General features: G+C 69.6%; 25 protein-coding genes and 1 pseudogene. 19 read left to right on the top strand and 7 right to left on the bottom strand.

What is annotated here, in order from left to right; translation table 11 throughout:
• The first annotated feature begins 357 nt into the window (after nucleotides 1-357).
• Nucleotides 358-702, top strand: coding sequence for a hypothetical protein (locus IE226_RS39205; RefSeq protein ID WP_190086298.1), 345 nt, complete (start codon nucleotides 358-360; stop codon nucleotides 700-702).
• A 173-nt stretch (nucleotides 703-875) separates the two neighbouring features.
• On the opposite strand, the gene IE226_RS39200 is transcribed toward IE226_RS39205, so the two are convergent.
• Nucleotides 876-1,067, bottom strand: coding sequence for a hypothetical protein (locus IE226_RS39200; protein ID WP_190086297.1), 192 nt, complete (start codon nucleotides 1,065-1,067; stop codon nucleotides 876-878).
• Between the two features lie 104 nt (nucleotides 1,068-1,171).
• Between IE226_RS39200 and IE226_RS39195 the strand changes: the two genes are divergently transcribed.
• The 6 genes from IE226_RS39195 to IE226_RS44965 all read left to right on the top strand — a co-directional run bounded on the left by IE226_RS39195 (nucleotide 1,172) and on the right by IE226_RS44965 (nucleotide 6,949).
• Complete coding sequence (locus IE226_RS39195) at nucleotides 1,172-1,750, top strand: hypothetical protein (RefSeq protein WP_190086296.1); 579 nt, start codon at nucleotides 1,172-1,174, stop codon at nucleotides 1,748-1,750.
• Between the two features lie 532 nt (nucleotides 1,751-2,282).
• Nucleotides 2,283-2,438, top strand: coding sequence for a hypothetical protein (locus IE226_RS39190; protein WP_190086295.1), 156 nt, complete (start codon nucleotides 2,283-2,285; stop codon nucleotides 2,436-2,438).
• Between the two features lie 416 nt (nucleotides 2,439-2,854).
• The gene (locus IE226_RS39185; protein ID WP_190086294.1) at nucleotides 2,855-4,090 is read left to right on the top strand and encodes a helix-turn-helix domain-containing protein; all 1,236 of its coding nucleotides are present in this window, start codon (nucleotides 2,855-2,857) and stop codon (nucleotides 4,088-4,090) included.
• A gap of 864 nt (nucleotides 4,091-4,954) precedes the next feature.
• On the top strand, nucleotides 4,955-5,848 hold the full coding sequence (locus IE226_RS39180; RefSeq protein ID WP_229871848.1) for a radical SAM/SPASM domain-containing protein: 894 nt from the start codon (nucleotides 4,955-4,957) through the stop codon (nucleotides 5,846-5,848).
• A gap of 12 nt (nucleotides 5,849-5,860) precedes the next feature.
• Nucleotides 5,861-6,655 (top strand): phosphotransferase, encoded by a 795-nt coding sequence (locus tag IE226_RS39175; protein WP_190086293.1) that lies wholly within the window; start codon nucleotides 5,861-5,863, stop codon nucleotides 6,653-6,655.
• 168 nt (nucleotides 6,656-6,823) lie between these two features.
• A complete protein-coding gene (locus IE226_RS44965) occupies nucleotides 6,824-6,949 on the top strand; it encodes a hypothetical protein (RefSeq protein WP_268251315.1) in 126 nt (41 codons plus the stop codon).
• On the opposite strand, the gene IE226_RS39170 is transcribed toward IE226_RS44965, so the two are convergent.
• Entirely contained in the window at nucleotides 6,894-7,418 is a 525-nt protein-coding gene (locus tag IE226_RS39170) for an NUDIX domain-containing protein (protein ID WP_229871847.1), read from the bottom strand. The two genes, IE226_RS44965 and IE226_RS39170, sit on opposite strands and share 56 nt — an antisense overlap.
• Nucleotides 7,419-7,888: 470 nt before the next feature.
• Here IE226_RS39170 and IE226_RS39165 point away from each other — a divergent pair, with 470 nt between their 5' ends.
• A complete protein-coding gene (locus tag IE226_RS39165) occupies nucleotides 7,889-9,835 on the top strand; it encodes an ATP-binding cassette domain-containing protein (protein ID WP_373307104.1) in 1,947 nt (648 codons plus the stop codon).
• A 278-nt stretch (nucleotides 9,836-10,113) separates the two neighbouring features.
• Here the strand turns inward: IE226_RS39165 and IE226_RS44470 are convergent, their stop codons facing one another.
• Both IE226_RS44470 and IE226_RS39155 read right to left on the bottom strand, forming a co-directional pair.
• Complete coding sequence (locus tag IE226_RS44470) at nucleotides 10,114-10,473, bottom strand: hypothetical protein (protein ID WP_229871845.1); 360 nt, start codon at nucleotides 10,471-10,473, stop codon at nucleotides 10,114-10,116.
• A 406-nt stretch (nucleotides 10,474-10,879) separates the two neighbouring features.
• Nucleotides 10,880-11,419: a YbhB/YbcL family Raf kinase inhibitor-like protein gene (locus tag IE226_RS39155; RefSeq protein WP_190086292.1), complete on the bottom strand. Its 540-nt coding sequence runs from the start codon at nucleotides 11,417-11,419 to the stop codon at nucleotides 10,880-10,882.
• A 166-nt stretch (nucleotides 11,420-11,585) separates the two neighbouring features.
• Here IE226_RS39155 and IE226_RS39150 point away from each other — a divergent pair, with 166 nt between their 5' ends.
• From IE226_RS39150 to IE226_RS39130, 5 genes and pseudogenes are all read left to right on the top strand, one after another.
• Nucleotides 11,586-12,290: a GntR family transcriptional regulator gene (locus IE226_RS39150; RefSeq protein ID WP_190086291.1), complete on the top strand. Its 705-nt coding sequence runs from the start codon at nucleotides 11,586-11,588 to the stop codon at nucleotides 12,288-12,290.
• Nucleotides 12,291-12,349: 59 nt separating this feature from the next.
• Nucleotides 12,350-13,213: an SCO6745 family protein gene (locus tag IE226_RS39145; protein WP_190086290.1), complete on the top strand. Its 864-nt coding sequence runs from the start codon at nucleotides 12,350-12,352 to the stop codon at nucleotides 13,211-13,213.
• A 947-nt stretch (nucleotides 13,214-14,160) separates the two neighbouring features.
• Nucleotides 14,161-14,577, top strand: coding sequence for an NUDIX hydrolase (locus IE226_RS39140; protein WP_190086320.1), 417 nt, complete (start codon nucleotides 14,161-14,163; stop codon nucleotides 14,575-14,577).
• Between the two features lie 262 nt (nucleotides 14,578-14,839).
• Nucleotides 14,840-15,850 (top strand): annotated as a pseudogene (locus IE226_RS39135) (aldo/keto reductase).
• Between the two features lie 202 nt (nucleotides 15,851-16,052).
• Nucleotides 16,053-16,250 (top strand): hypothetical protein, encoded by a 198-nt coding sequence (locus IE226_RS39130; protein WP_190086319.1) that lies wholly within the window; start codon nucleotides 16,053-16,055, stop codon nucleotides 16,248-16,250.
• 196 nt (nucleotides 16,251-16,446) lie between these two features.
• Here IE226_RS39130 and IE226_RS39125 read toward each other — a convergent pair whose 3' ends face one another.
• On the bottom strand, nucleotides 16,447-17,511 hold the full coding sequence (locus tag IE226_RS39125) for an aldo/keto reductase (protein WP_190086318.1): 1,065 nt from the start codon (nucleotides 17,509-17,511) through the stop codon (nucleotides 16,447-16,449).
• Nucleotides 17,512-17,626: 115 nt separating this feature from the next.
• Here IE226_RS39125 and IE226_RS39120 point away from each other — a divergent pair, with 115 nt between their 5' ends.
• The 3 genes from IE226_RS39120 to IE226_RS39110 all read left to right on the top strand — a co-directional run bounded on the left by IE226_RS39120 (nucleotide 17,627) and on the right by IE226_RS39110 (nucleotide 20,640).
• Nucleotides 17,627-18,460 (top strand): helix-turn-helix transcriptional regulator, encoded by an 834-nt coding sequence (locus IE226_RS39120; protein WP_190086289.1) that lies wholly within the window; start codon nucleotides 17,627-17,629, stop codon nucleotides 18,458-18,460.
• A 1,185-nt stretch (nucleotides 18,461-19,645) separates the two neighbouring features.
• Nucleotides 19,646-20,230, top strand: a complete 585-nt coding sequence (locus IE226_RS39115) for a dihydrofolate reductase family protein (RefSeq protein WP_190086288.1) — start codon at nucleotides 19,646-19,648, stop codon at nucleotides 20,228-20,230.
• On the top strand, nucleotides 20,227-20,640 hold the full coding sequence (locus IE226_RS39110) for a VOC family protein (RefSeq protein WP_190086287.1): 414 nt from the start codon (nucleotides 20,227-20,229) through the stop codon (nucleotides 20,638-20,640). Before IE226_RS39115 ends, IE226_RS39110 begins: the two co-directional genes overlap by 4 nt.
• Before the next feature lie 12 nt (nucleotides 20,641-20,652).
• Here IE226_RS39110 and IE226_RS39105 read toward each other — a convergent pair whose 3' ends face one another.
• Complete coding sequence (locus tag IE226_RS39105; protein ID WP_229871850.1) at nucleotides 20,653-21,147, bottom strand: N-acetyltransferase; 495 nt, start codon at nucleotides 21,145-21,147, stop codon at nucleotides 20,653-20,655.
• A 199-nt stretch (nucleotides 21,148-21,346) separates the two neighbouring features.
• Here IE226_RS39105 and IE226_RS39100 point away from each other — a divergent pair, with 199 nt between their 5' ends.
• Nucleotides 21,347-21,751 (top strand): hypothetical protein, encoded by a 405-nt coding sequence (locus tag IE226_RS39100; RefSeq protein WP_190086286.1) that lies wholly within the window; start codon nucleotides 21,347-21,349, stop codon nucleotides 21,749-21,751.
• A 153-nt stretch (nucleotides 21,752-21,904) separates the two neighbouring features.
• On the opposite strand, the gene IE226_RS39095 is transcribed toward IE226_RS39100, so the two are convergent.
• A complete protein-coding gene (locus IE226_RS39095) occupies nucleotides 21,905-23,602 on the bottom strand; it encodes a helix-turn-helix domain-containing protein (RefSeq protein WP_229871844.1) in 1,698 nt (565 codons plus the stop codon).
• 220 nt (nucleotides 23,603-23,822) lie between these two features.
• On the opposite strand from IE226_RS39095, the gene IE226_RS39090 reads away from it, so the two are divergent.
• Both IE226_RS39090 and IE226_RS39085 read left to right on the top strand, forming a co-directional pair.
• Nucleotides 23,823-24,290 carry a hypothetical protein gene (locus IE226_RS39090; protein ID WP_190086284.1) on the top strand — a complete coding sequence of 156 codons (468 nt, stop codon included), beginning with the start codon at nucleotides 23,823-23,825 and terminating at the stop codon, nucleotides 24,288-24,290.
• 18 nt (nucleotides 24,291-24,308) lie between these two features.
• On the top strand, nucleotides 24,309-24,785 hold the full coding sequence (locus IE226_RS39085) for a hypothetical protein (RefSeq protein ID WP_190086283.1): 477 nt from the start codon (nucleotides 24,309-24,311) through the stop codon (nucleotides 24,783-24,785).
• The last annotated feature ends 61 nt before the right edge of the window (nucleotides 24,786-24,846 follow it).

Below are 24,846 nucleotides of genomic sequence, written 5' to 3'. Positions count from 1 at the left end.
GCCGCCTCCCCCGCGGGCCCGGCGCCGGGCCTCTGGCGCCCCCTTGTGAACGCCGTACGCCGCCTTCGTCGACCGCCTGCTCGACCACGGGCGAGAGCCCGCCGACCTCCCCGCGATCCCGGTGGCCGACGCCGCCGGACAGCTCGCCCTTGTGGCCACCCGGCTCTTGCGCCTGAAGAAACACGGCCGGACCGAAACAGCCCGAGCGGCGGTGTCGCGGCCGCTCTTGGGCACTCGCGCAACAAGCGCCGTCATCAGCAACGTCAGCCCGTGATGTGCTGTATGTCTCCATCGCGCGTAGTGTTGACCATGTACCGACGGTGAGAACTGCCTCGCCTCATCGAGGAGGTCGGGCTGATGACTGACACACCGTCCCCGCAATGGGGCCCACGCCCTGACGGCGCCGCCCCAGAGCCCGCCCCCGACGGCGGCAAGAGCAAGAAACCACGCAAGATCTTCCTGTGGATCTTCCTCGTAGTGCAGGCCCTGTTCCTGATATGGATCATCATCGGCGTGAACAACGCCAGCGACGACCCGTCCTGTGACGGCCTTGCCGGCGATGCGCTCAAGCTCTGCCAGGATGCAGGAGACGTAGGAACCGCTATTGGTGTCGGCCTCATCATCGGCCTCTGGGCGGCCGTGGACATCATCCTTGGCGTTACCTACGGCATTTACCGGCTCAGCCGCAGACCACGAGCATGATGCCCCGCTCCGGGAAGCGCAGGATGAGCGGCATCCCCGAGAGGCCGGGGCGTTGCGGCGCCGTGCTCGCCGTCTGTCTGCGCTGACGCAGATCGAGCCCAATGCGCTGGGCCCCCGCTGCGCGTCCGCCTTCAGGGCCGGCCTTGCCGCGGTGCGGGGCGTCAAGGGGTCCGCTATGTCCCGGCCGGCGCCAAGAACGTGTGAGGGCCGCGAGCCGCCTCCCCGGGGCGCAGCCCGGGCTCGACCACCGTGCCGCCCGCGTTGCGGGGAAGTTCGGCGGCCACGATGAGGTCCCGCTGCCCGGCGCCGTCGTGGCCCATCGCCGACCACTCCGGAATCTTCTTCCGCTCAGGTGATCTGGCCACACACCGCACTTTCGAAGGCGCCCCCGGACCAGGCCGGACAGCGAAGCACTGCGTCGCGCCCAGGAGGGCTGGCACGTTCACCTGCGGCCGCTCGCACTCTGCTCGTGAACACGGGACAAGTCGCGGCCCTCGGTGCGGTAGCCGCGTTACTGGGGACGATCATCGGGGCAGCCGGGGCGATCCTGGCCGCTCTGGCCGGCGGCAGGGTGCAACTGCGCGGGCAGCATCAGCAATGGCGCCGGGAGATGCGCCGTGACGCCTACGCCAACTACCTCGGCGCCGCCAACGAGTTCGCCGAAGCAATCATCGCCGTGATCGTAGGCCGCTTGGCCGACTCCGGGCCGGAGCCCGATGAGTACGAGCACTTTGAAGCATCTGCTGAAATGCGGACCGCCCGAAGCACAGAGTCGGACGCATACTCACTGCTCCGCCTCGAAGGTGCACGGGCAGTCGTCGACGCTGCCGCCCGAACTCATGATGCGCTGCGCCACTGGGCATGGCGCACACAGGAATACTGGAACCCAGAGGTTACCGACACGGCCATATCGATCACCGGGATTCCCCGGCAATTCATGCAGCCCTTGACCGATTTTCCGCGCGATCTCTCCGCTCAAGCCAACCTTATCGACGGGCGGTTGCACGAATTCGAAATGACCGCCAAGGCGAACCTTGAGAACTACTGACGAAAACTGCATCCACTCTTTCGTTCCGTGGGTCTCTCAGGGATTGCAACGACCGTTCCCAAGATGTGTACCCGGTCGTGTGCTAGGCGGAGCCAAGGCAGGCGCCGCCTAGCTTGTCGAGCGGCGCGCGCCGTGCAGTCGACCCGGGCGAGTGACAACCACGGTTTGCAGGCATGCCAGGAGCACTCACGTCAGGTCACAAGCAGGTAACGTCGCAAGCGCTTCTGTCTGGCGCGCGGCTCGTCAGTGTCAGGCTGGCAAGACGCTCCGCTTCACGATTACCAATGGCTGCTGCTGCCAAGACGTCCAACCATCTGCGGAGCCGCAGGCAGGACCAGAGGTCAGGGAGCTTTGCCCTGGCTTGTGGCCTTGCCTGGATACGCGCGCTGCGTCCGTGGTTGGGCGCAGTTCGAGACCTGGCGTAGTGCGGGAATACGCGGCAGGCGGTCTCGGCATCGACCACTAGTCATGTGGTCGGGCCGAGGCTGCCTGTCTTCGGTCCGATCACCACGTGTGAAAGGTGATCGGGTTCTTGGAGACCGTTGGTTGGGCTACCGCCGTAGTAGCTGCCCTTGGTGGCTTCTTCCTGATCCTCGGCTACGTCCTCGACCAGATCCCTGCGCTGTCCGACAAGGCGGTGCGCGCCATCGCGGCCGTTCGTCGGCTCCGCGATGAATGGCAGAAGTGAGGGACCTCGGGTGCATCACCCCAGGCCGTGTCTTCCCCGACGGCGCGTTTTTCTGCCGCTGTAGAGGCACCGACGAGGCCGACGAGATCAGCAAACCCCCATACGCGCCGAATGCAGTCGTCGAACGGTACGGGAGCCGTGCAGTCCTCGCCGGCCGACCGGGCTGCCCGCGCCCGCCGGGAAAGCGCGGACATGAATCCCAGCCAGGCTCATCCCCGCGGGCACGGGGAGCAGTTCACGAAGTACACGAGATCGTGTTCGGTGGGGGCCACCCCCGCAGGCGTGGGGTGTTCCGGCGTACGTCAACGGCCTTTCCGCGATCGTCTTCGGCACTTCGATGATGAGAACAGCCTGGCTGACCGCGGAGGGATCCCTCCGCTTGCCGGACGGGCGTAGCCTGGATGGGAGGTGATTCGATGTCATCGCTGAAAGAGAACGTCCGTACTCTTCGTCGTCGAATGGGCTGGAGCCAGGAAGAACTGGCCCACGCCGCGGGCCTGTCGGTGGGCACGGTCCGTAAGGTGGAGCAGGGCGGAGACGCGAGGGTCGAGACCCTTCATACGCTTGCCCGGGCACTCGGCACGACAACTTCAAGTCTCTTCGCGACGCAATCTCCCGACCCTGTGCACGCAAGCGCAGGGGATGGTCCCAAGCTGATGGAGCTCAGGCGGGCTCTTATGCCGCCGATCGGACTGGATGAGGTGCTTACTGAGCCGGCACAGATGACCGAACTCCATTTGATTCGTCGCGACATCGACGATTCCCACAGCCTTTACCACGCTGACCGATACGACTCGGTGGCAAAGAAGCTACCCGGAATCCTGCGAGCGGCCGAGACAGCCGTCGTCCTCAGCGAGGAGGGCGAGGCGCGCCAAAGCGCCGTCGTTACCAGGGCCAGTGCTTTTCTTCTCGCCGGGAAATTCTTGACCCAGGTCCGGCGGTACGACATGGCCTACCACGCGCTCTCGCAGGGGATTCGGGACGCTCGCGAGACGGGACACGTACAGGTTGCGGCATCCGGGGTGGTGGGAATGGGGTGGCTGCTCCTGCGGCAGGACCGATTCGACGAGGCGGAGCAATTAGCCGCCGCCACAGCCGCCGAAGTCGAACCGCGCATCTCCATTGCCTCTCCCGGCCAGTTGGCCGTATGGGGAGAACTTCTCCAACGCGTCGCTGCTGCCGCGATGCGCAACAACCGCCCGGATGTGGCCAGGGAAGCTCGCCGGATGGCCGCCACGGCCGCAAGCGCGCTGGGCGAAGAGCACGTCAACTTCCGCGAGCACTGGTCCACCTTCGGGCCTGTAACGGCCGAGGCGAAGGCCATTGAAGATCTCGCCCTCATCGGTGACGCCCGCGGGGTGCTGCGCAGGGCTGATGAGGGGCCGGTCGGGCGCAAGGCAGTAAAAAGGTTCGGGCGGCCTAGCGCGAACAACTGGGACCGGCACCGCCTGGACGTCGCCTACGCTCACGCGCGGCTGGGATCGCACCAGGACTCGATGGAGGAACTGAACACCATCCTGCGCACCGCCCCCGGATGGTTGAAGCATCAGACGATGGCTCGTCACGTCATGCAGGACATCCTCGCCCACCGCAAACGCACGCTCACCCAGGATATGCGCCGTATGGCCGCCCACCTGGGCGTGGCGGGCTAAGTACCACCGCGCATAGCATTTCCTGATGGCCTGCCAGCAAACTGCGCCGCTCCGTGCCTGGGTTCCCCGGCACAGGCCCCATAGCGTCGTGTGCATGGAGAGGGAAGGGCCAAGACCAGAAGGAAGAGACACGGACGCCCCGTACACGCCTGCCCTGCGTGAAACTGGACTCGAGCAGGAACCGCGTGGGCGTCATGATGGGCAAAGAAGGCGGGCTGTATCAGCTTCGTCCTCCTCCAGGAGGACGCGAGTGGGACGCCAAGCCACAACACGTCCGCCACATCGATCTACGTCAGCTGCTGGGTGCGCGGGTAGCGGCTGCCAACGCCCGGAGTGGCGGGCGGCAGGCGTGATCGGCATGACGGCAGCAGAGAAACCGCCCCAGTGTGCGGCGGGCCGCGGGGCTCTTCAGTCGCTACGGGGTTTCGCGGCCCCGCAGCTCTCGTGCGACGGCCCGCAGCGCACCGCCCATCTTGCCTTCGTACATCCGAAGACAGAGAAAGGGAGGGGACCGCCGATCCGAGAGCCCCACGCTGCCCGGCACCGACGGCGCGGCTCCCGACCCTGATGCCCACCGGAACCCCTTCGCGTCAGACGTACCCACGGTGCGTAACGGCAGAGGGTCCTTGGCGGAGAGGGGACAGGTTCCCCCTCTCCACTTGCGCCGCTGACGACGACTGACCGGTCCGGGCGCAATCCTCCGGGTTTGGGCGCGGCGGGCGACCGAGGAGGGACGGACCCGCGCCACCCGGACGCGACGACTGGCCGGGGCGGCCACCAAAGAACACCCCTTGCGCGCAGTGCAATCAAACGGTCTCCTCCGGCCGTCGGCCAACGGGGAGAGGCTCCATTCAAGGAGTAGTCGTGACAGCACCAGTAGATGAGCAGCAGCCGATACCTGCGCGCCCAGAGGCAGCGGGCTTCCTGTGGCTGGATCTGACACGCAAGTGTCAGCTGAGGTGTGTGCACTGCCTCAACGATTCGGGCCCCGGAGGCCGGCACGGCGTAATGACGCGTGCGGACTGGCTCCGGGTCATCGACCAGGGCGCATCGAGCGGCGTGCGGGCGGTACAACTGTTCGGCGGGGAGCCGCTCCTGCATCCCCACTCCCTTGAACTCGCCGAACACGCCCTGCACCGGGGGATGGCGGTGGAGGTCTACAGCAACCTCGTCCACGTCCCGGATCTCTGGTGGGACGTCCTGCGGCGCGTAGGCGCAAGTCTGGCCACGTCGTACTACTCGGATAGTCCCGCGGAGCACAACGCGATCACGCGGCGGAACAGCCACGCCCGGACCAGGGCCAACATCAGCCGGGCCGTCACGCTCCACGTCCCGATCCGGGTCGGGATCATCGACTGCGGCACAGGCCAGCGCGTCAAGCACGCACGACGCGAACTGACCGCCATGGGCGTGGAAAGGATCAGGGCTGATACTGCCCGTCCCTTCGGCCGGGCTGCGTGCGGGCGGGAACCGGACACGGCGGGGCTCTGCGGCCGTTGCGGCGACGGCCGCGCGTCAGTGGGGCCCGACGGCATGGTGACGCCGTGCGTCTTTTCGACGTGGTTGAAGGCCGGAAGCATCCGTGAGGGATCGCTGGAGGACATCCTCATCGGCGACGCCATGGCCGCCGCGAAAGCCCTCATCAGCTCCTCCGTCATCCGCCGGGGCGGTAACGGCGGGGATGAAGACGACGATGACGACAACGAAGACGAGTGCTCGCCCGGGTTCCCGGGAAGTGAGTGCACTCCCCGGAACTAGAAGGAAGCCGGAATGCACCGTCGCCTCCCCCCTGCCAATTTCCTCGATCTCATCCGCCCCTATACAGGAGACGTCTTCGACGCGCAGCCCACGGCGCGGGGGTTCACCTCCGACGTCCTGCTGCTGATCGACGGCGACCGGGGACGTTTCTTCGTCAAGGGCATCGAGAACCGGGCGGGGGGGCGACGGGACTCCCTGATCCGGGAGCAGGCGGTCAACCCCTCCGTGCACCCGCTCTCCCCCCGCCTGCGCTGGCACACACAAAACGATCAGTGGATCGCTCTGGGATTCGAGCGGGTCCACGGGCGGCCGAGCAACTTCGCACCCGACTCCGAAGACCTTCCCCTCATCGTTGAGCTCGTGGACAGGATCGGGCAGATTGCGCTGCCGGCAGTAGCAGACCGCTGGCCAGAGACCCGATGGGATCGCTTCGCCGCCGACCCGGGCCAGGCCGCACTCTTCAAAGGAGACAGCCTCATCCACGGGGACATCAACCCCGGCAACCTCCTGGTCGGGGACACCGGTTCGTGGGTCGTCGACTGGGCCTGGCCCACCAGAGGAAGCGCGCTCATCGATCCCTCGCTGCTCGTCCTGCAGCTCATCGCGGCCGGCCACAGCCCGCAGAGCGCGGAATCCTGGGTATCTGGATGCGCCGCGTGGTCGAAGTCCGACCCTGCGGCCATCGATGCGTTCGCCTGGGCCAACCTCAGGACGTACCAGAAACGAGCTGAACGACACCCCGACCAGACATGGCTCGCCGCGATGGAAACAGCCGCCCGGGCATGGGCCGACTACAGGCAACTGTGATCACCACGACGCCGCGAAAACACCTGCCGTCCCAACGGCGATGTAAAGCTGCTGCCACCGTCGAGGGCCCCTCGTCGCCGTTTCCCACACCTCCACCGCGAGAGGCCAGCCTGGCTGTCCATCCCCGTCTTCACCCACCCCGAGCGCGCCCTCTCCTACGAGCAGAAGATGGCGATCCTCGCCGAGGCCACCGCCCAGACCAAGCCAGACGACATCACGGTGACGAGCTGGCTCGTGATCATCGCCGCCCGAAGAAGGAATGACGCCGAACGTCCTTGCCCCGGTGTCGCCTAGGACAGCATTTTCCCTGCCCGCGCCACGAGAGCTTTCGGTGGTGGAGGGTTACCTGATTCCGGCCGAGGCGGTGACCGCCCGCGCGATCCGCCCCCGACGAGGCGCTCCGCCAGATCCAGCGGGCACCAGGCGGCGCCGGCCACCTCGGACTCCTGGATACGCCCGACTTCGGCATCGGCCGTCGTGAAGAGATAGCCGAAATCCAGGTGGCAGTGGTCCGACTCGCTCTTCGCTGGCCTGGCCGGCGCCCGTCCGAACTCGACATAGACAGGGTGCGCCGAGACGGGACCACCTGGCCCGGGTCGATGCCGGTCTCCCTGGACAGCTCCCGCAACGCCGCGCCGACCAGCGTCCTATCAGTCGGCTCAAGATGCCCACCCGGCTGCAAAGTGATCCGGTACACGAGGTGCTTGATCAGAAGGGCCTCGGTCCCGTCCCTGACCAGCAGCGCGCCGGCGGTGACGTGCATCGGAAGTTCGCCGCGAGGCGAACCCCCGGCCTTCGGCCAGGGGCCGCAGCGGCTCCGCCAGTTGTCCGGCCTCCTGCGGGTAGCGCTCAAGGTAGGCGGTGAGCACTCCTGCGATGCCGGAATCAGTGATCGCCACAAGTTATCGCGCCCTGTGTTCGGCCCGTGGAGAGGTCCCGCCGAGAGGACCGTTCGAGGGCGGCCACCAAGCCACGTGCACAGTCAGCCCCACAAGTCCGCCGGGCCCCGTAGGCACCAACGCGCCCGTTGGCGTACGGCGCTCGGGAACCTCGGCGATTCGGTCAACTGCACTTTGTGGCAGTGCCGTTGCGGGAGCTGGGTCGGTGCAGTCTCCATCGTTCTTCGAACGCTCTATCCGGCACTTCAGGACCGACCGAAAAACGTGTGTTCGACATCCGGGCTGTGTCGTTGAGCCGCGCGAACCAGCCGTGACGACCGACAGGGGGATCGACTTGACCTCGGGCAGCACAGCCGCACAACCGAGCACGGACGAAGCGCAGGGGGCCCCACCGGACAGCGGGGGCGCGGCGCAGGAGGAAGAGTTCCAGTACCGGGACGAGTCCCGGCTCCAAGCCGGCGCGCAGATGACGACGACCACCATGGCACGGCGCCTGCCCGTTCTGGTGCGACGATCGCTGCGGATGGCGTGGCAGGTGGACCGGGGCGCGACGGCCGGACTGATCGCGTGTCAGGTCGGCACCGGCGTGCTGGCCGCGCTGGGCTTGTTCGCCGTGACCGGGACCCTCACCGCGCTGATCTCCTCGGGCGACATCACCGAGCGGCTGCGGGAGGCGGCTCCGCAGCTGGCTGTCATCGCGGTGGCCGCCGGGCTGCGCGCCCTTCTTGGGGTCACGGTGACCTGGCTGACCGGGCGGTTGCGGCCGGTTCTCGCCCGGGCCGCGGAAGTCAGCATGGTCGAGGCGGCTCTCGGCGCCGAGGCCGCGGCGAACAACAAGCCGGGGTACAACGACCAGTACGACATCGCCGACCGCGGCGCCCAGGTCACTCCCGACCTCGTGGAGGGGGCTCAGGACGTTCTGGCCGCCACGGCGACCCTCGCCGCCGGTGCCACAGTCCTCACCGTGATCCACCCGATTCTCTTGCCTCTGCTTCTCCTGGCGTGCCTGCCGCAGGCCGCCGCGTACGTGCGCGCGGCCCGTGTCGTGTACCTCGCGGGCCTGGAGACGTCAGGGCGTCGCCGCATGCTGCACAAGCTGCGCTGGCACATGTCCTACATGGAGTCCAGCGAGGAGATGCGGGCCTGCCTGGCCGGCCCGTTCCTCCTTGGCCGTTACCGGCGCCTGGCCGCCTCCGTCAACGTCTCCGAGCGCGAGGCCGCGAACACCGGGGCCTGGATGGGCCTGGCCGGGGCGGCGGCTGGCGGAGTCGCCTCGGCGGCGGTCTGGGCGACCCTGCTGTGGCTGCTGGTCTCCGGCCGGATGGACCTGGCCGCGGGCGGCGGCGCGGTCTTCGCCTTGCAGACGGCGACCGGCTCGCTGCGGGGCATCATCAACGGCGGTGCCCGGCTCGTGCGCACCGGCTGGTACGTGCAGGACTGGCAGAATTTCCTCGACAACGCGCACGGACAGGCCATGGTGACCTCGCGTGGCTCCGAGGTGCTGTCGGCGCCGCCGCAGCGGTTCGAGGTCCGCGACGTCACCTACCGGTACGACGGTGCGGAGAAAGACAGCCTGGCCGGGCTGTCGCTGAAGGTACGACGCGGGGAGATCGTGGCGCTGGTCGGGGAGAACGGGTCGGGGAAGACGACACTGTCCCGGCTGCTCTGCGGGCTGCTGCTGCCGACCTCCGGGGAAGTGGCCTGGGACCACAAGACAACCGCGCGGCTGGAGCCGTGGGAGGCGTGGAAGCACGTAGCGGTGGCACCTCAGCGCTTCACCTACCTGCCGCTGACCCTCCGCGACAACGTCACCCTCGGGCAGGGCGACACCAGTGACGCCGCGCTCATGGCGGCCTGCGAGGCCTCCGGAGCCGCAGACATGCTGCCCGCCCTCCGTTCCGGCCTCGACACCCTTTTGACCAGCGAATGGTTCGGCGGCCACCAGCTGTCCGGCGGGCAGTGGCAACGCGTCATCCTGACCAGGGCTTTTCACCGGAAGGCCAGCCTGCTGGTGATGGATGAGCCCACGGCCGCCCTCGACGCCCGAGCCGAGCACCATGTCTTCGCCGGCCTGCGGGATCTGGCCAAGGACAGAGCCATCCTTCTGATCACACACCGCCTCGCCAACGTCGCTGTGGCTGACCGGATCGTCGTTCTCGACCAGGGCCGCCTGGTCCAGGAGGGGACGTACGCGCAGCTCACCCGCGACCCCGGGCTCTTTCGGACCCTGTGGGAACTGGAGCAGCGCACCGGCGGTGCGCCCGGTCCCGCCGATGACTGAGTGCCCCCTCCTCGCCGGAGCGCGCCCTCCTCGCGCCAGTAGCCGCTGCAGACCAGCGCCGGCCGCAAGCCCCCATGCACCACGGGACCCCACCGAAGGTGAGAACGAAGTGCCGATCAGCCACACGAACATCCGCAAGACCGTCGAAACGTACCTTTCCCGTCGTCCCGGGGAACGGGAGACTCTTGCGCCCCTCCTGAACGGACTGGGCCGCGCCGAATGTGCGTTTCTGTTGGTGAGCTCGACGGATGCGCTCAGTAGAGCTGATGCGTGATGGGTCACCGTCGGTCGGTGACGTAGAACTCCATCCACTCGACTCCCGGGACGGCGAAGCGTGAGCCGATGTCCACCGAGGCGACTCCGTCGAACTCATTATCCGACCCTGGGGCTCCAAGGCCCCAGGGCGTCGCGATCCGCCACGCCCTTTGAAGGACGGTGAGGAGCGCGGCATCTGGGCTGGCCGACTCAAGTGGTGAAGTCAGGCGCAGTTCGGCAAGCTCGGGGTACTTCCAGTACCGCTCGTAGCTCTCGATCTGCATGGTCCTGTCCAGTCGAGCCACAAGCTGGCCGACTACGCGCTCGGCCCCGCGACGGTCACTGACGCGGACGTGGCAACGCCACCGGATCGTCTCGAACATGCAGAGACCATAGGTGCATTACGCGTCATCACACTGCATGAGGTGACGGTAGCCGAGGAGGGCTGCTGATATGCCGACGAAGGCGAGGAAGTGCTCGCCTTTGCGTTCGTAGCGTCTGTGGAGCCTTCGGCAGCCTGCCGGGCTTCCCCTTGATTGCCTTGCGGGACGGCCTCTGCCAACGGCACTCCAGGCAGGCGCGGCGGCATTGGCGCGGCCGGCAGCGGCCGTTGCCCGCCGCGGCCGCGGTGCGCTCCGGCGCGGGCAGGCAGGCGACCGCCGACGCCCCGGTCCCGGCCGGCCGCAGATGCCCGGCCCTTCGCCGGACCCGCCGGACACCCGACCCGCCCCGCCGCGCCGCCCGGCTGTCCCGGCGCCGCGGCGGGACGGCACGCCGGAGCCGGCCTCCTCAGGCGGGAGTCTCGGCGGTGGTCGCCAGGACCGCGCGGCCCAGGATGTGGCCGGCCATGGTGAAGCCGAGGGCGGCAGGGGTGGCGTCGGCGGGGACGCCGATGGTGTCGACGTCCAGGGCATGCACCACGGTGAAGTAGCGGTGCGGGCCGTGTCCGGCCGGCGGGGCGGCGCCGATGAAACGGGCAGCGCGGGCGTCGTTGGGCAGCTGGAACGCGCCCCCGGGCAGGCCCTGGCCGCTGTCATCGCCGGCGCCTTCGGGCAGCTCGGTGACGGTGGCGGGGATGTCGGCTACCGCCCAGTGCCAGAACCCGGACCCGGTGGGGGCGTCGGGGTCGTAGACCGTGACCGCGTAGCTCCTGGTGCCTTCGGGGGCGCCGCTCCAGGAAAGCTGCGGTGAGACGTCCTTCCCGCCGGGGACGCCGGAAAGGCCGGAGTACTGCTCGATGGGCCAGGCGGCGCCGTCGGTGACGGTGGTGCTGACCACGGTGAACGAGGCCGCCTCGGGCAGCCGGGCAAAGGGGTCGTTGGAGCTCATGGTGTCGTGCCTCTCACGTGTGCTGCACAGGTGGTGCTGATGCCCTCGGCGGAGGTCCCGCCGCAGTGGCGCCGGGAGGCGGCGTAGTCACGCTCCCGCCCCCCGCCATCTGGATCGACCATAACACCGATAATCGATTATTGATCGGATCGTCTATTGTGGAGGCATGAACCAGACGACCCACACCCCGCCCCCGACGGGAAAACAGATGCTCTCCGAGCAGGTCTACACACACCTGCGGGAGGCGATCATGCGCGGGGACCACGCCCCCGGTGATCCCCTCAAACCCCAAGACCTCGCCAAAGAGCAGGGCGTGAGCCTGGCCGTCGTACGCGAGGCGCTCGTGCGGGTGGTCGGCGAGGGCCTCGCCGACCGGCTGCCCAACCGCGGCTTCGCCGTCCCCGCCTACTCCGACCGGCGCTGGCAGGAGATCGCAGAAGCCCGCCGGACGATCGAACCGGTCATGCTGCGCATGGCCATTGAACGCGGCGACGTGGACTGGGAAGCCCGCGTACGCGCCGCCCACCACCGCCTGGCCCGCACCCCCGCCTACCAACCGCAGGAAGGCGAGCACTACACCAGCGCCTGGGCCGAAGCCCACCGCCTCTTCCACCGCACCCTGCTGGAGGGGTGCGGCAACCTGGTCCTGCTGGAGACCTTCGACCGGATGTGGACCGCAAGCGAGCTGGCCCGCCGCTGGTCGGCGCACCGCAACCCCCACCGGGACGGCGCCCTGGAACACCGCCGGCTGGAGGAAGCCGCCCTCGCCCGCGACGCCGACACCGCAGCCCGGGTCCTGACCCAGCACCTCACCCAGACCGCGACCGGCCTGACCGAGCACCCCCAGCGCGAACCCGCCGACGAAGCCTGACGCGCCCTGCCCGCCCGACCACCCCGCCCCACCCGACCACCACAAACCGGAGCCACCGCATGACCCTCTTCGAAGCAAGCCCGGGCCGCCGCTGCCACCACGCCGTCAGCCCCCTGCACACGGCTATATACTTCGCGCCGGAGCCGGAGGAAGAACTCACGGCACTGGGCCTTGAGCACGGCCCCATGGTCTACCTCGCCAGCCGCGCCGCGCCGCTCGGAGCTGTCGACGCGGGCACCGTCACCGCGACGTTCTACAACTTCGACCACGCGCACATACGGCGCTACATCCCCGCCGTCTGGACCATCACCCCACCGCAGAAGGTGCTCACCGCACGGCTGCGCGGCGCGGACCGGACCCTGCAGCGGCTGCTCGGCAAGGAAGCCCTCACGTCCACGGAAATGACCGAGGCGGCCGAACTGGCACTGCACGCCACCCAAGCCTGCCGCCGGGAGGCACGGCCGCTGTACGCTGCCAACGCCGACCTCCCTGTACCCGAACAACCGCACCTGGCCCTGTGGCACGCCGCGACCCTGCTGCGCGAACACCGCGGGGATGGCCACCTCGCCGCCCTGGCAATCGCCGGCCTGTCCGGCCTCCAGGCGCTGGTCCTGCACAACGCCACCGGCACCGCACCGACTTCGGCCCTGTTCATGCGGACCCGCGGATGGACCCCCCAGCAGTGGGACACCGCCCGCCACCAACTGCGCGAACGCGGCCTGCTGGACAAGGCAGGCAACCTCACACCGGCAGGCACGACCCTGCGCGGCGAGACCGAGACACTCACCGACCGCCTGGATGCCGCCCCCTACGACCACCTCGGCCCGGCCGCCACCGCACGCCTCACCGAACTGGCCGGAGCTTTCTCCACCGCCCTCAAAGCAGCAGGCGCCTTCCCCGCCGTGCACTTCGGCAAGGGCTGACAGCCGCCACCCGGCCCCCTCGCAACACCTACCGCCGCGCAGCGCACAGCGCGCAGTGCTGCGCGACGTTCATCTCCCCCGGCTTGCGGTATCCGGTTAGGGGCGGGCCGGGCAGTCACGGGTTCCTCGATCCGCAGGGCGGTGACGCGGAGGCAGGGCGACGGCCGCCGGAGGTACGGGCAGCGGCCGGGGCGGCGCAGGGGGTGCAACGGCCGTCCCCGGCAAGATCAGCGCGGCGGGGCGCAGGGCCCGTGCACGCCGGCCGGTCGAGGCAGGCAGGGCCAGGCAGGCAGGGGCAGGCAGGCCCCGGCCCCCGGCGCGGGAGGAATGGCCGCAGCCGGCGCACCCGGCCAGCACCCGGCGGGCCACCGCCTCGGCAACCATGCGATCCGCGGCCCCCGTTGAAGACTCCGGCTCACCGGCAGGCTGCGTGCCAGCGGGCTGTATGGCGGCGCGGGCAGCGGCCGGGGCGCGATGACCGCCTGCCCGATCGTGCCCCCGGCGTCATCCCTGCCCTGCCCCCACCTGCCGGCCGGGCATCCGACGATCAGCAGGCCGCGACCAGACCCGGCACCAGGCGCGGCCTGCTACGCGCAAAGCCGGCGATGAGGGCCATGGTCGCCGACGCCGACGGCCGCGCCGCCATCGGTGAGGACGACCCCGAACGTGATCCCGGAACTGCACATCAGGTCACCGCGTTGGCAGCCAGCTCACTCACCAACTGCAGAACCGCCCGGACGGCCTCGCACACACCCCAGCCATCCAGAACCACACCGGCACAGGCACGAGCCCGCCCCGGCGCGGGCTCGCACTGCCCGGGCAGCCGCAGACACGTACGCACAAAGCGGGACCTGCCCGGCACGGCTGTCTCATACGGACACCGCCGGCAGCCCGGCCGAGGCTGGAGAGTGCTGACGCAGACGATGCCCTCCGATACGGTCCTGGCCATGGCGAACGGCAACGGCGTGCCGGAGAAGGTGGCGTGGATCCTGGTCCGGGACGACCGGGTGTTGGTAACGCGTACTCACGGCAGAGATCGCTTCTACTTCCCGGGCGGTCATCGTGAGCCGGGCGAGTCCGACGGCGAGACCCTGGTGCGGGAGATCGACGAGGAACTGCAGACGACGATCGACCCCGGTTCCATGGTGCACTTCGGCACTTTCGAGATCGGTGAGGGCCATCCGGATCACGGCCCTTTCCGGATGATCTGTTACACCGCCCATCACCGCGGTGAGCTGACCCCGTCGAGGGAAATCGCCGAGAAGGCATGGTTCCGCTACGCCGACCGCGACCGAGTCTCCGCCGTCGACGCGCTGGCGTTCGACGCGCTTCACCAGGCCGGGTGGCTTCCCCTGATCCCGTGACCGCTGCACAGCAACGAAGCACGACACCCACCACGACCGCAGCCGACCGCCAACAGCCGTCGACGGCCGACTCACCAGCCCAGATCACGCTCCCCCGACTCCCGTACAGAGCCGCACCCCAGGGCGCCCCCGGGGTGACGAGGAATGCGGCGCGCCCCGCAAGGGGCATGTCCGGCGTTGCCGGTGCGGCGGTGCAGGCGCAAATCCTGCTCGCACTGACGCATTTACGCTGGAGCGCACTCCAACTCCTAGGTTCCGAGACATGCGTTACACCAAACTCGGAACGAGCGGGCTGGACGTCTCCGCCATCGCCCTGGGCTGCATGAGCTTCGGCGAACCGCACCGGGGCGGCGAGCCCTGGTCGCTGGGCGCGGACGCCAGCCGGGACATCATCAAGCAGGCCCTGGAGGCGGCGTCAACTTCCTCGACACGGCCAACGGGTACAGCGCCGGAAGCAGCGAGGAGATCGTCGGCCGGGCCGTCAAGGACTTCACCCGGCGCGAGGAGGGCGTTCTGGCCACCAAAGTCTGGATGCGAATGCGCCCCCGGCCCCAACGGCGCCGGACTGTCCCGCAAGGCGATCTTCGCCGAGCTCGACGCCTCCCTGAAGCAGCTGGGAACCGACTACATCGACCTCTACCAGATCCACCGCTGGGACTACGACACCCCGATCGAGGAAACCCTCGAGGCGCTGCACGATACGGTCAAGACCGGGAAGGTCCGCTACATCGGCGCCTCTTCCATGCACGCCTGGCAGTTCGCCAAGGCCCTCTACCTCGCCGACCTCAACGGCTGGACCCGGTTCGTGTCGATGCAGGACCACTACAACCTCATCCACCGCGAAACAGAACGGGAAATGCTCCCCCTCTGCACCGACCAGGGCACCGGCGTGATCCCCTGGAGCCCGCTGGCACGGGGCAGACTGACACGGGCCCGGGACACCGCCACCGCGCGCGCCGCAACCGACCCGGGCGGCAAGATCCTCTACCGCGACGGGGACCAGGCAGTCGCCGACCGCGTCCACGAGATCGCAGGCAAGCGGGGCCTGTTTCCGGCCCGCATCGCCCTGGCCTGGGTCATGCGCCACCCGGCAGTGACCTCACCCGTCGTCGGAATCACCAAACCCGCCCAGCTCGCCGACGCCATCGCCGCGGTAGACGTCGAACTCGACGCAGACGAAGCCGCCTACCTCCAAGAGCCCTACCAACCCCACGAAACCGCCTACCTGGAGCAGTCCTTCTACAACCAACGCCCCGCAGCGGGCACCCGCTAGGAGTTGTCTTCAATTGTCACTCCCGCATCAGGAGCGAGGCGAGGGTGACAGCTGCCTGGCAGGACTCGGTGGTCTTGTCGTGACGACTCGCGATGCGCAGGCCGGACCTTTCCCGGTCCGGGGCGTTGCCGATGTCTCCGGGGTGGGCTGCCGGGTCCCCTCACGCACCCGGGCGCAGCGCCCCTGCCAGACTACCGGTGTGATGATCGCGCGTTTGTTCTTTGTCGTGGCGGTGACGTGGACCACCCTGATTGTGTCGTTCCTCGCACCCTCTGCCCTGCCTTCCGCATGGCAGTACTACGTGTATTCACCGGCCAGCGTCGGGTTGTGGCTGCTCGCCGTGCTCTTTGCTCCCTTGATCGCCGTGGCAGTGAAGTGGCCGTGGATCAAGCACGGGTAGTCGCCGGGTCTCGGCTGTACCCTCCCGCCGGGTGTGCGCCGGCCGGACATACGGGCAGTCGTCTGCCTCTCGTGCAGGGCCTTCGGGCTCGTGCAGGGGCCCGGCGGGGCTGCTCCGGACGGGCCGCACCCCAAGCGCTCAGCGTTCGATCCCGGCCGTTTCGCCCCCGCGCCCGCCCTCGGCGCCGGGACGGGTTTCAGCGGCGGGTTTCGATCTTCAGGTCGCCCGCGGTCACGGTGCGGATGTGGTCGCTGGCGAGCAGGTCGTGCGGGTAGCCGAGGTCGATCGCGCTGGCCTTGCCGAGACGGGCCAGCTGATCGGCGGCGAAGCCGACCTCCAGGGCACCCAGATTTCCCGACAGCTGCCCGGGGGTGCGAGCGCCGATGACGGGTGCCGTCACGGCCGGGTTGTGCAGGGTCCAGGCCAGGGCGACCTGAGCGGGTGTGCGTTCCACCTCCGCGGCTACCTGGCGCACGACATCGGCGATGGCCAGGGTGCGTTCGGTGACCATGCCCAAGCCGGCGTTGAAGCTCTTGCGGTTGCTTTCACCGGCGCCGGCGCCCGTCGCGGTCAGATCGGCGCGGCTGTACTTGCCCGAAAGCACCCCGCCGCCCAGCGGCGAGTACGGGGTCACCCCCAGCCCCATCGCCCGTGCCATCGGGATCAGGTCACGTTCTGCGCCCCGGTTGATGAGGCTGTATTCGATCTGCAGCGCGATAAGCGGTGACCAGCCGCGCAGGTCGGCGATCGCCTGCATACGGGAGATCTCCCAGGCCGGAGCGTTGGACATCGCCACGTACAAGACCTTGCCCTGCCGGACCAGATCGTCCATGCCCCGCAGGATCTCCTCGACCGGTGTGGCGAAGTCCCACACATGCAGGAAGAGCAGATCGATGTAGTCCGTATGCAGCCGCCGCAGGCTGGCCTCCACAGACGCGAGCAGGCTCTTGCGGTGCGCGCCCCCGGAGTTGGGGTCACCGGGCCGGCGCTGCGTCGTGTATTTCGTTGCCAGCACCAGGCTGTCGCGGTTGTGGCGGGTGAATTCGCCCAGCATGCGTTCGGAGCTGCCGTCGGTGTAGGTGGCGGCGGTATCGATGAAGTTGCCGCCGCGCTCGACGTAAAGGTCGAACAGCTTGCGTGCATCGTCCTGCCCGGCGCCCCAGCCCCACTCGGTGCCGAAGGTCGCCGTGCCCAGGGCCAGCGGTGAGACCCGCAGCCCGGAGCGGCCCAGCAGCCGGTAGGTGTCGAGGGAGAGCGGCATCATGTCCTCCTGTGCTCGTCAACGTCGTCCAGCACAGCCTGCGACCACCCAGGGCCAGGGGTAAGGGAAGCAAGTTCCCGGGAACACCAGTCCTACCCCGACGGTTGGACCAGCCATGATCCCCGCCACCGTGGACGTGACAACCGAACTGGCCGGCTTCCTGCGGACCCGGCGCGAACGCCTGGACCCACAAGATTTCGGCCTGCCGGCGCGCCGGCAGGCCCGCCGGACGCCGGGACTGCGCCGCGAAGAAGTCGCAGAACTGGCCGGGATCAGCACCGACTACATCGTGCGGCTGGAACAGGCCCGCGGGCTGCGGCCCTCAGCGCAGGTGGTGGAGGCGCTGGCCGGGGCACTGCGCCTGACCCCCGACGAACGCGCCCACCTCTTCGCCCTGGCCCGCCAGCGGCCCCGCAGTGCCGACAAGCTGGCCACCGCCGCAGAGCCGCTGCTGGCCCAACTGGTCGCCGATCTGTCGCCGCTGCCGGCGATGCTGATGAACCACCGCTACGACATCCTGGCCCGGAACAGCGAAATGGCGAAGCTGCTACCGCACCTCGACACCCTGCCCCCGCAGCAGCGCAACGCGATGTGGCTGTGCCTGATGCATCCCCGGGCACGGGACTTCTACGTCGACCGCGAACGTGTCGTGCGAGAGGGAATCGCCCACCTGCGCACTGCGTGGGCCGCACACCCACAAGACCAGGCGCTGACCGGCCTCATCGCCCAATGCCTCGCCCACGACCAGGAGTTCGCACGCTTGTGGGCCGAGCGGGACGTCAAGGCCAGCGGCCGCGGACGCAAGACGCTGCGGCATCCCGACGCCGGTGAGATCACAGTCCACTTCGAAACACTGACACCGCTCCAGGACCCCGACCAACTGTTGGTGATCTACCGCGCCGCCGACGACGAAAGCCAGTCGGCACTGGACCGGCTGCACACACGATGACGGCGGACCGCCGCCCCTTCGTCCACCGAGACCCAGCCCCCGCTCCGGCACGGCTGCGCAACCCACCGGCGAGATCCGAGCCGCGAGCACGCCGATCCACCCCGCCCCCGACGACGCCGGAACCCGCCTCAGGCACCGCCACCGCCGCGAGGCGCAGGACGCTGTCGGCGCCGGCCCCGGCCAGGCCGCAAACGGTGAACGGGCGGTGTACGCCCTACAGCAGCTTGGAGCGTCCGCCGCCGGGCGAGGCTTGGGCGCGGCGTCCGCGGGCGATGCGGCCGGGCCTGCCGCGCCGCACCGGGCCGTCCGCCCAGGGGCATCGCGCCACCACGGTGCCACCAGACACAACCTGACCAACTCCGGCAGCCCCACAGCCAGCGGACCGGCTTCGCCATCGAGGCCGACGTACACCATTGGGCGTTCCTCCCCGCCTTCGCCGACGAAACAGAACGCGTCCCCCCGAGCCCGCCCGCGCGAACTGCTCCAGCCGCGCGCCGTAAGCGAGACGGACTCCATCCTGCAACTCGTGGTCGACCGGATCTGTCGCGTCGAGGTCCGCGACCCCGGCGAAGTATGCGACGACCTCCGCATCGGCGCCGCCTGCATCACCACCGTAACCAAGCTGTCCGGAAAACCAGCCGCCGGCCACCGCCAGGCACCGGGCCGGCGAACCGGGGCCCCGGCGGCCCGGAGAGCTGACACGGCCACGCCCCCCGACGTCCCTGCACCGGGGGCAGGGGGCGGCAGCCAGGCGTGGACGACGCTGCGCTGATGCGACGTCAAACCCGCTGCGGAGGCGGCCGGACGCCGGCCGGGCCGGTGCGACAGGGGCGCCAGGGTGCCTGAGCTGGCCGGTTTCGTTGGCCGGGGCGTGGTGGCGGTGGAAGAGAGCACCGATCTGCGATCTCCGGGCAGGCGCGACAGCGATGGACAAGAACGTACTTTTTGCCGTCCTTAGCAGCAGATATCGACACGGCGGGACGGGAGGCACTGCGGGAGGACGTCGACCACGAGGGTCCGGGTGGTGTCGCTGGTGCTGCCGGGCCCCCTCAGGAGGCCCGGCAGCAGGGCCATCGAGTCAGGCCGATGAGTTTGCCGGTTTCCGGACGTCTTCCTCGTGACACACCCGCCGACGGATCAGGAAACGCCAGATCCCGGCGCCATGAAGGGGAGAGGGAGACCACGATGGACAGTACGATCCGGCTGTACATGTCGATGTCGCTCGACGGCTTTATCGCCGGCCCGGACGACCGGCCGGGGCAGGAGCTCGGACGCGACGGCGGACGGCTCTTCAATTGGCTCGACGACCGGGAATCCGACGGCCCGAGCGGCCAGGTCTACCGCGAAGCGCTGGCGACCGGCGCGGTGATTTCCGGCCGCCGGACCTTCGAACTCGCGGGGCGCTGGCAGGGTGACCACCACGACGGCGTGCCGATCTACGTCCTCACCCACCGAGCGGACGAGGGGGACGTGCCCCCGGGCCACGCGCGTTTCGTCACCGATGTCGAGGACTGCGCCCGGCAGGCCCGTTCAGCCGCGGGAGACCGTCCGGTCATGGTCCACGGGGCGGGGGCGGCCCAGGCACTCCTGCGAGCCGGGCAGATCGACGAGATGGAGATCCACCTCGTTCCGGTCCTCCTCGGAGACGGCCGGCGGCTGTTCGACCACCTGGGCGGTGACCACATCGAACTCGACCTCGTCCGACGGCTCGAGGACCGGGACGTCACGCACCTGCGCTACCAGGTACGCCGAGCCGAGGAGTCCGCGTGAAGACTCTCTTCGTCTCCTGCCGCGTCACCGGCCTGGACCGCTCGCCCGGTTTCCACACCGCCTCGGGCTACGCCGAACCCGACAGGGCCGAGGCGGGCGACGGGGCTCGCCTCGTACTCCTTCGGTTCGCCGGCGAACCGGCCGCCTCGCTCGAACTGGTTCACCGCCCCGGCGACGGGCCGGTCGACGCGGGCAGCGGATTCGACCACCTCGCAAGCCAGGTGGAAAAGCTCGCCACGACCCTGCAGACGCCGACCGGAGCCGGCCCGGGGCCCGGACCCCTTCAGCACCCGGGCAGCCCTGACGGCCCGAAGACGTCGTGGCTCACGGACCCCGACGGCTACCGGATCGAGTTGGTGCAGTGGCCGTGCGGACATCCCGGCGGCATCACCGCAGCGGACTTCGCCTGAAGCTGCCATGGCCTATGGAGTGACGAGGCCCCCTTGACGCGACCGCAGCGCGAGACGGTAGCCCACCCCATCCACGATTACTCTCCCCCACGACATCAGCACCAGCACAATCGTTGACATCCCATCCAGTCTCACTGTGAGCACGGGCGAGGCTGCCGAGGGCCGGCTCTGCCCGATGTCCTCATAGCCCCACGCCCGGTACAGCGCGTGGACCTTGCCGCCGCCGGCCGCTTTGTTGACCATGAGCGTCACGTACGGCTCGCTGCGGCCGACGAGCAGGACGTCGTGGATACGCCGCGCGGTACCGGTGCCCCGCCATGCGGGACTCACCCCGATCTCCTCGAGCGCCACCGCCGGGCGCTCGGTGTACTGCGCGACCGGCGGCGGGCTGGTGCGCTGCCAGTAGCGGTCGCCGTGCTCGATGGTGTTGCCGTATGCGTAGCCGACCGGCGGCATGAGCGTCTTCGACTGCGGCACCGGCAGCTGCGAGAGCGCCGCGGCCCTCACCCACCGGCCGGGCCCCGGCGCCGTCACCACCGCCGAAATCACGCGGCGGTCGCCCGGGCGGCCCGGGAGCGGCTGTGCGCGGCCTTTCCTGCCGGTCAGCGACAGCCGTTGCGGTCGGTGGCACAACCACCGCCGGATGATCGACGGACCCTGCGCCGGACGGCCGGGCCGTTCGGCCCGTGGGTGGACAGTGCGGAGCGTGGAACTTCCGGCCCGCAGGCAGCTGGTGCGCTTTTGGTGGCTGGAGCGCAACGGAGGCCACGGGTCGGCCGGAGGCCGGCCGCGCCAAGCAATGCGCGACAGAGACGAACCCCGCCACCGGGTCTACGTATGCCTGGGGCGGGCAGCGCAGTACCTGCCGCCCGCCTCCATGACCTACTCCGGCTCCGGCTTGGACGCCTCCCCCGTGCACTGCGCCAACGCCGCCTGCAGGAGCGTGGCCAGCGCGTCGATGGAGTTCATCCCGGTGCCGGCGGAGTCGGTGGCGAAGTGGGCGCGGCGGGCGGCGGGAGTGGGAGGCCCCGTACGGCGCGGCAGGCCCGGCCGTATCGCCCGCGGACGCCGCGCCGACGCCTCACCGGGGGCCGGACGCTCCAAGCTGTAGCCCGCCCCGGCGGCTGGTTCGCGTCCCTGCGCCGCCGGCCCCGCACGCCCCGGGCCCTGGACGTGAGGCCTCGCGCGGGGCCCCGGCAGAGGATGCGCGGCCAGGGCCGCCACGGACCGAGCCGGACACGGCCCCCGCTGTCCGTAACGCTTGTCATGCCGGCGGCGCGTCGGTGTGTTCGATGAGTACCGGGCGTTCGGTGATCTGCACGGAGTCCTCGGCGTCCAGGGCCGACGCGGTGCCGTCGAGCCGGCGGACGATCGCTGCCCCGTTGCCGGCGCGGACGGTCGCCGTACCGGAGTACGCCCACACGATGCGGGTCGTACGCGGCGCGCCTCGTGCGTCCGCAGCGGTGAACCGGCACTCCCAGACGTTGTCCGGGAGCGAGACTTGCGGGCCGTGCCCGCAGGAGGTGACGCGTGCGTGTGCGAGCCACTGCTGCAGCACCCCCACGAACAGGCCCGCCTTCGTCGGCGGTTGCCTCTCGGCCTGGAGCACGATCGGAATCTTCCCGTTGCCCCAGGCGTAGAAGTACATGCGTTCAAGGCCCCAGTTGCGGGCGTACAGACCCGCGAGGTAGAAGCGGACGGCGTGGTCGGCTGCCTGTTCCGGCTCCAGTGGATCGTTCAGCGGCAGGGTCTGGGTGGTGCCGGTGTTCCACAGCGGGAGGTGGTAGCCGGCTTTGTGGAAGGTCTGCTCGACCTTTCGTACCGCGTCCAAGATGGTCTCCGGCGGGTCGGTTACCCGGCGCTGGTAGAGCTTGACGCCCGCCGCGTCGCAGTACTGGTAGCCGCCCAGCTCGGCGAACTGCGTCAGGAACCTGTGCGCCCGCGCCGTCCACAGTTTTGTGACCGAGGGGCAGACCACCGTCGCGTCGGGGTCCAGCTCCTCGATGATGCGGCTTGCTCTGCGGGTCATCTCGACGAGCGTCTTCACGCTGCCGTTGTAGTGGTGCTCGTGGTTGGCCATGACCCACAGTTCGTAGGCGTCGATACGGGCGCCCGCGTGCCCTACGAGCGCCCGCACGAAGGCGTCCCAGTCGGCCAGGCCGTCCGGAGGAGCCGCCCGCGCGCCCTCGGGGTAGGCGGCCTTGCGCGCGTCAGGGGCGGCCCAGGCAGGGGTGCCGCCGAAGACGAACAGCGAGGGCAGCCCCTGGCGCCCGGCCCCGTCGAGCAGCCGGTCCAGGGTGGTCCAGTCGAACTCTCCGCGCCGGGGCTCCAGCTGGGACCAGCGGGTCTCGCTGTCCCACAGCCGAAGGGCGCCGACCCGGAAGGACGGCATGGCACCGCTGTAGCTGTTCATCGTCACGCCGAAGAGTTCCGGGTCGACCGGGGCGGGCGGCCGTGCCCAGCTGGCTGCCGCGGCCGGTGCCGGGACGGGAGAGGTCCCGGCCGGCTTCGGCAGCAGATCCCGGCCGGTGCCGTGCGGTGTGCTTGCGATGGCCGTACCGAGGACCAGCAGGGCCATGCCAAGGGTGCGGGCCAGGCGGCGGAACCGCGAGGCACGGCGTGATCGCACCGGATGCGGGACGCCGCGGGCGGGGGCCGGCTCGGGAGACCCGGCAGCGGGCGCGGGTGCGGTGAGCGAGCCGAGCTCCCCTCGCCCCTCCCCCGTCACGGCCTCCCAGCGCCGCAGCAGCTCGTTCAGCTCCGCGGGATCGGCACCGCACTCCCTGGCGATCCGCAGGACGAGGCCGAAGTCGCCCGGCACCCCCTTGCCGCTGCAGTACCGGTGGAGCGTCGAACTGCTGATGAAGACCCTGCACCCCAGCTGCTGGTAGCTGAGCCCGCTGCGCTCCTTGAGACCGAGCAGCGCGGCGGCCAGATCCCGTTCCCCCTCGAGCCCCGTCAAGCACCCCACCCCCGTCACGGGCTCTTTCCTGGCGCCCCCAGGGTCCCGGGGGCGTCCCGCCCCGTCCAGATCATTCCTGGTCATCGGCGTAGTGCACGTCCCGCGCCGGGACGGGACGCCGGCCTTGTGGCGATCGGTCGGATCAGAGCGGCACAGTCGTCACCGCCGGGCCGAGGGGAAGGCCCCTGCGGCCATCACCACCAAGACGGGGGAGAGACACATGCCTGTCCGCAACACGGCCATGCGCCGTGCGACCATCGCGCGGATCACGCTGCCGGTGATCCTGGCGGCGACCGCGATCACGCTGACACCGACGCCGGCCTCGGCGGCGGAGGGCGGCGACCTGGAAAACCGCAGCAGCACCGAGATGGAGTACGCATCGTTCAGCGGAACCGGCCGGGTGCACCGCTGCCAGGTCTGGAACGACACCCTCACCGCACGCTGGGCCGACTCCGAGAATCTCGCGTGCAAACAGACGGCACTGCCTGCGAGCCGGGAGGTCGTCGGACGCTACGACGTCGACGGCTTCACGTTCGAGGACCGGCCCTACGTGGTGTCCCTGCAGATGCCCGACCTCTCCTACCTGCGGGTAGAGGTGGGCAAGGGCGTCTGGACCAAGATCACGGATGCCGACCGGGCCGTCTGCTCGGGCTCGGCACAACCGCACTGCCTCGTCACGATCTTCTGACCCGGAAGGAAACCGACCATGAACCTGCGCAAGAAGACCGCCGGCCTGCTGGCCGCCGCCGTGGTGCTCGCGGGCACCGCGCTCACCTCCGCCCTACCCGCCCAGGCCGCCGCCGGTACGCAGGCATCCGTCAACGCCGTCGAGCCCACGCTCTCTGTCGATGCCGACGTCCCCGTCGGGATCACATGGGTCAGCCGGTACGCCCAGACCCCCTGCTCGTCGGGCCAGCTCTGCCTCTCCGTGAAGGACCCCACCAAGGGCGCGGACAAGTACTGGAAGGTGTACCAGCTCTCCGCCTGCAACGTGATCTACAAGATCTACAACTGGGAGGGCGGCGGCTTCTGGCTGAACAAGCAGACCGGCGGCGCCTACGGCACCTTCTACGCCGGCGACAACGGCAACGGCACTTACACCCACACCGCCCCCTCCCCGCCCGCCAGCAGCGGCGAGTACGGCTGGACCCCCATCAACAGCCTCAGGGCCTGCAAAGAGTAAGAATCGGAGCGCAACGCTCACTGCCGTCAACCGCAGCCGCCGGCCCGGCGGTGCTCTCCTC

This window comes from Streptomyces longisporoflavus (assembly GCF_014649775.1).
In the GTDB taxonomy this organism is placed as follows: Bacteria; Actinomycetota; Actinomycetes; order Streptomycetales; family Streptomycetaceae; genus Streptomyces; species Streptomyces longisporoflavus.
This window is presented reverse-complemented; position numbering and strand designations above follow the sequence as displayed.

What these genes read in the sequence shown, in the direction of transcription:
- IE226_RS39205 (WP_190086298.1), top strand. Translation starts at nt 358, where the DNA reads ATGACTGACACACCGTCCCCGCAATGGGGCCCACGCCCTGACGGCGCC.
- IE226_RS39185 (WP_190086294.1), top strand. Translation starts at nt 2,855, where the DNA reads ATGTCATCGCTGAAAGAGAACGTCCGTACTCTTCGTCGTCGAATGGGC.
- IE226_RS39175 (WP_190086293.1), top strand. Translation starts at nt 5,861, where the DNA reads ATGCACCGTCGCCTCCCCCCTGCCAATTTCCTCGATCTCATCCGCCCC.
- IE226_RS44965 (WP_268251315.1), top strand. Translation starts at nt 6,824, where the DNA reads ATGGCGATCCTCGCCGAGGCCACCGCCCAGACCAAGCCAGACGACATC.
- IE226_RS39170 (WP_229871847.1), bottom strand. Translation starts at nt 7,418, where the DNA reads ATGCACGTCACCGCCGGCGCGCTGCTGGTCAGGGACGGGACCGAGGCC.
- IE226_RS44470 (WP_229871845.1), bottom strand. Translation starts at nt 10,473, where the DNA reads ATGTTCGAGACGATCCGGTGGCGTTGCCACGTCCGCGTCAGTGACCGT.
- IE226_RS39155 (WP_190086292.1), bottom strand. Translation starts at nt 11,419, where the DNA reads ATGAGCTCCAACGACCCCTTTGCCCGGCTGCCCGAGGCGGCCTCGTTC.
- IE226_RS39150 (WP_190086291.1), top strand. Translation starts at nt 11,586, where the DNA reads ATGAACCAGACGACCCACACCCCGCCCCCGACGGGAAAACAGATGCTC.
- IE226_RS39145 (WP_190086290.1), top strand. Translation starts at nt 12,350, where the DNA reads ATGACCCTCTTCGAAGCAAGCCCGGGCCGCCGCTGCCACCACGCCGTC.
- IE226_RS39140 (WP_190086320.1), top strand. Translation starts at nt 14,161, where the DNA reads ATGGCGAACGGCAACGGCGTGCCGGAGAAGGTGGCGTGGATCCTGGTC.
- IE226_RS39130 (WP_190086319.1), top strand. Translation starts at nt 16,053, where the DNA reads ATGATCGCGCGTTTGTTCTTTGTCGTGGCGGTGACGTGGACCACCCTG.
- IE226_RS39125 (WP_190086318.1), bottom strand. Translation starts at nt 17,511, where the DNA reads ATGCCGCTCTCCCTCGACACCTACCGGCTGCTGGGCCGCTCCGGGCTG.
- IE226_RS39120 (WP_190086289.1), top strand. Translation starts at nt 17,627, where the DNA reads ATGATCCCCGCCACCGTGGACGTGACAACCGAACTGGCCGGCTTCCTG.
- IE226_RS39115 (WP_190086288.1), top strand. Translation starts at nt 19,646, where the DNA reads ATGGACAGTACGATCCGGCTGTACATGTCGATGTCGCTCGACGGCTTT.
- IE226_RS39090 (WP_190086284.1), top strand. Translation starts at nt 23,823, where the DNA reads ATGCCTGTCCGCAACACGGCCATGCGCCGTGCGACCATCGCGCGGATC.
- IE226_RS39085 (WP_190086283.1), top strand. Translation starts at nt 24,309, where the DNA reads ATGAACCTGCGCAAGAAGACCGCCGGCCTGCTGGCCGCCGCCGTGGTG.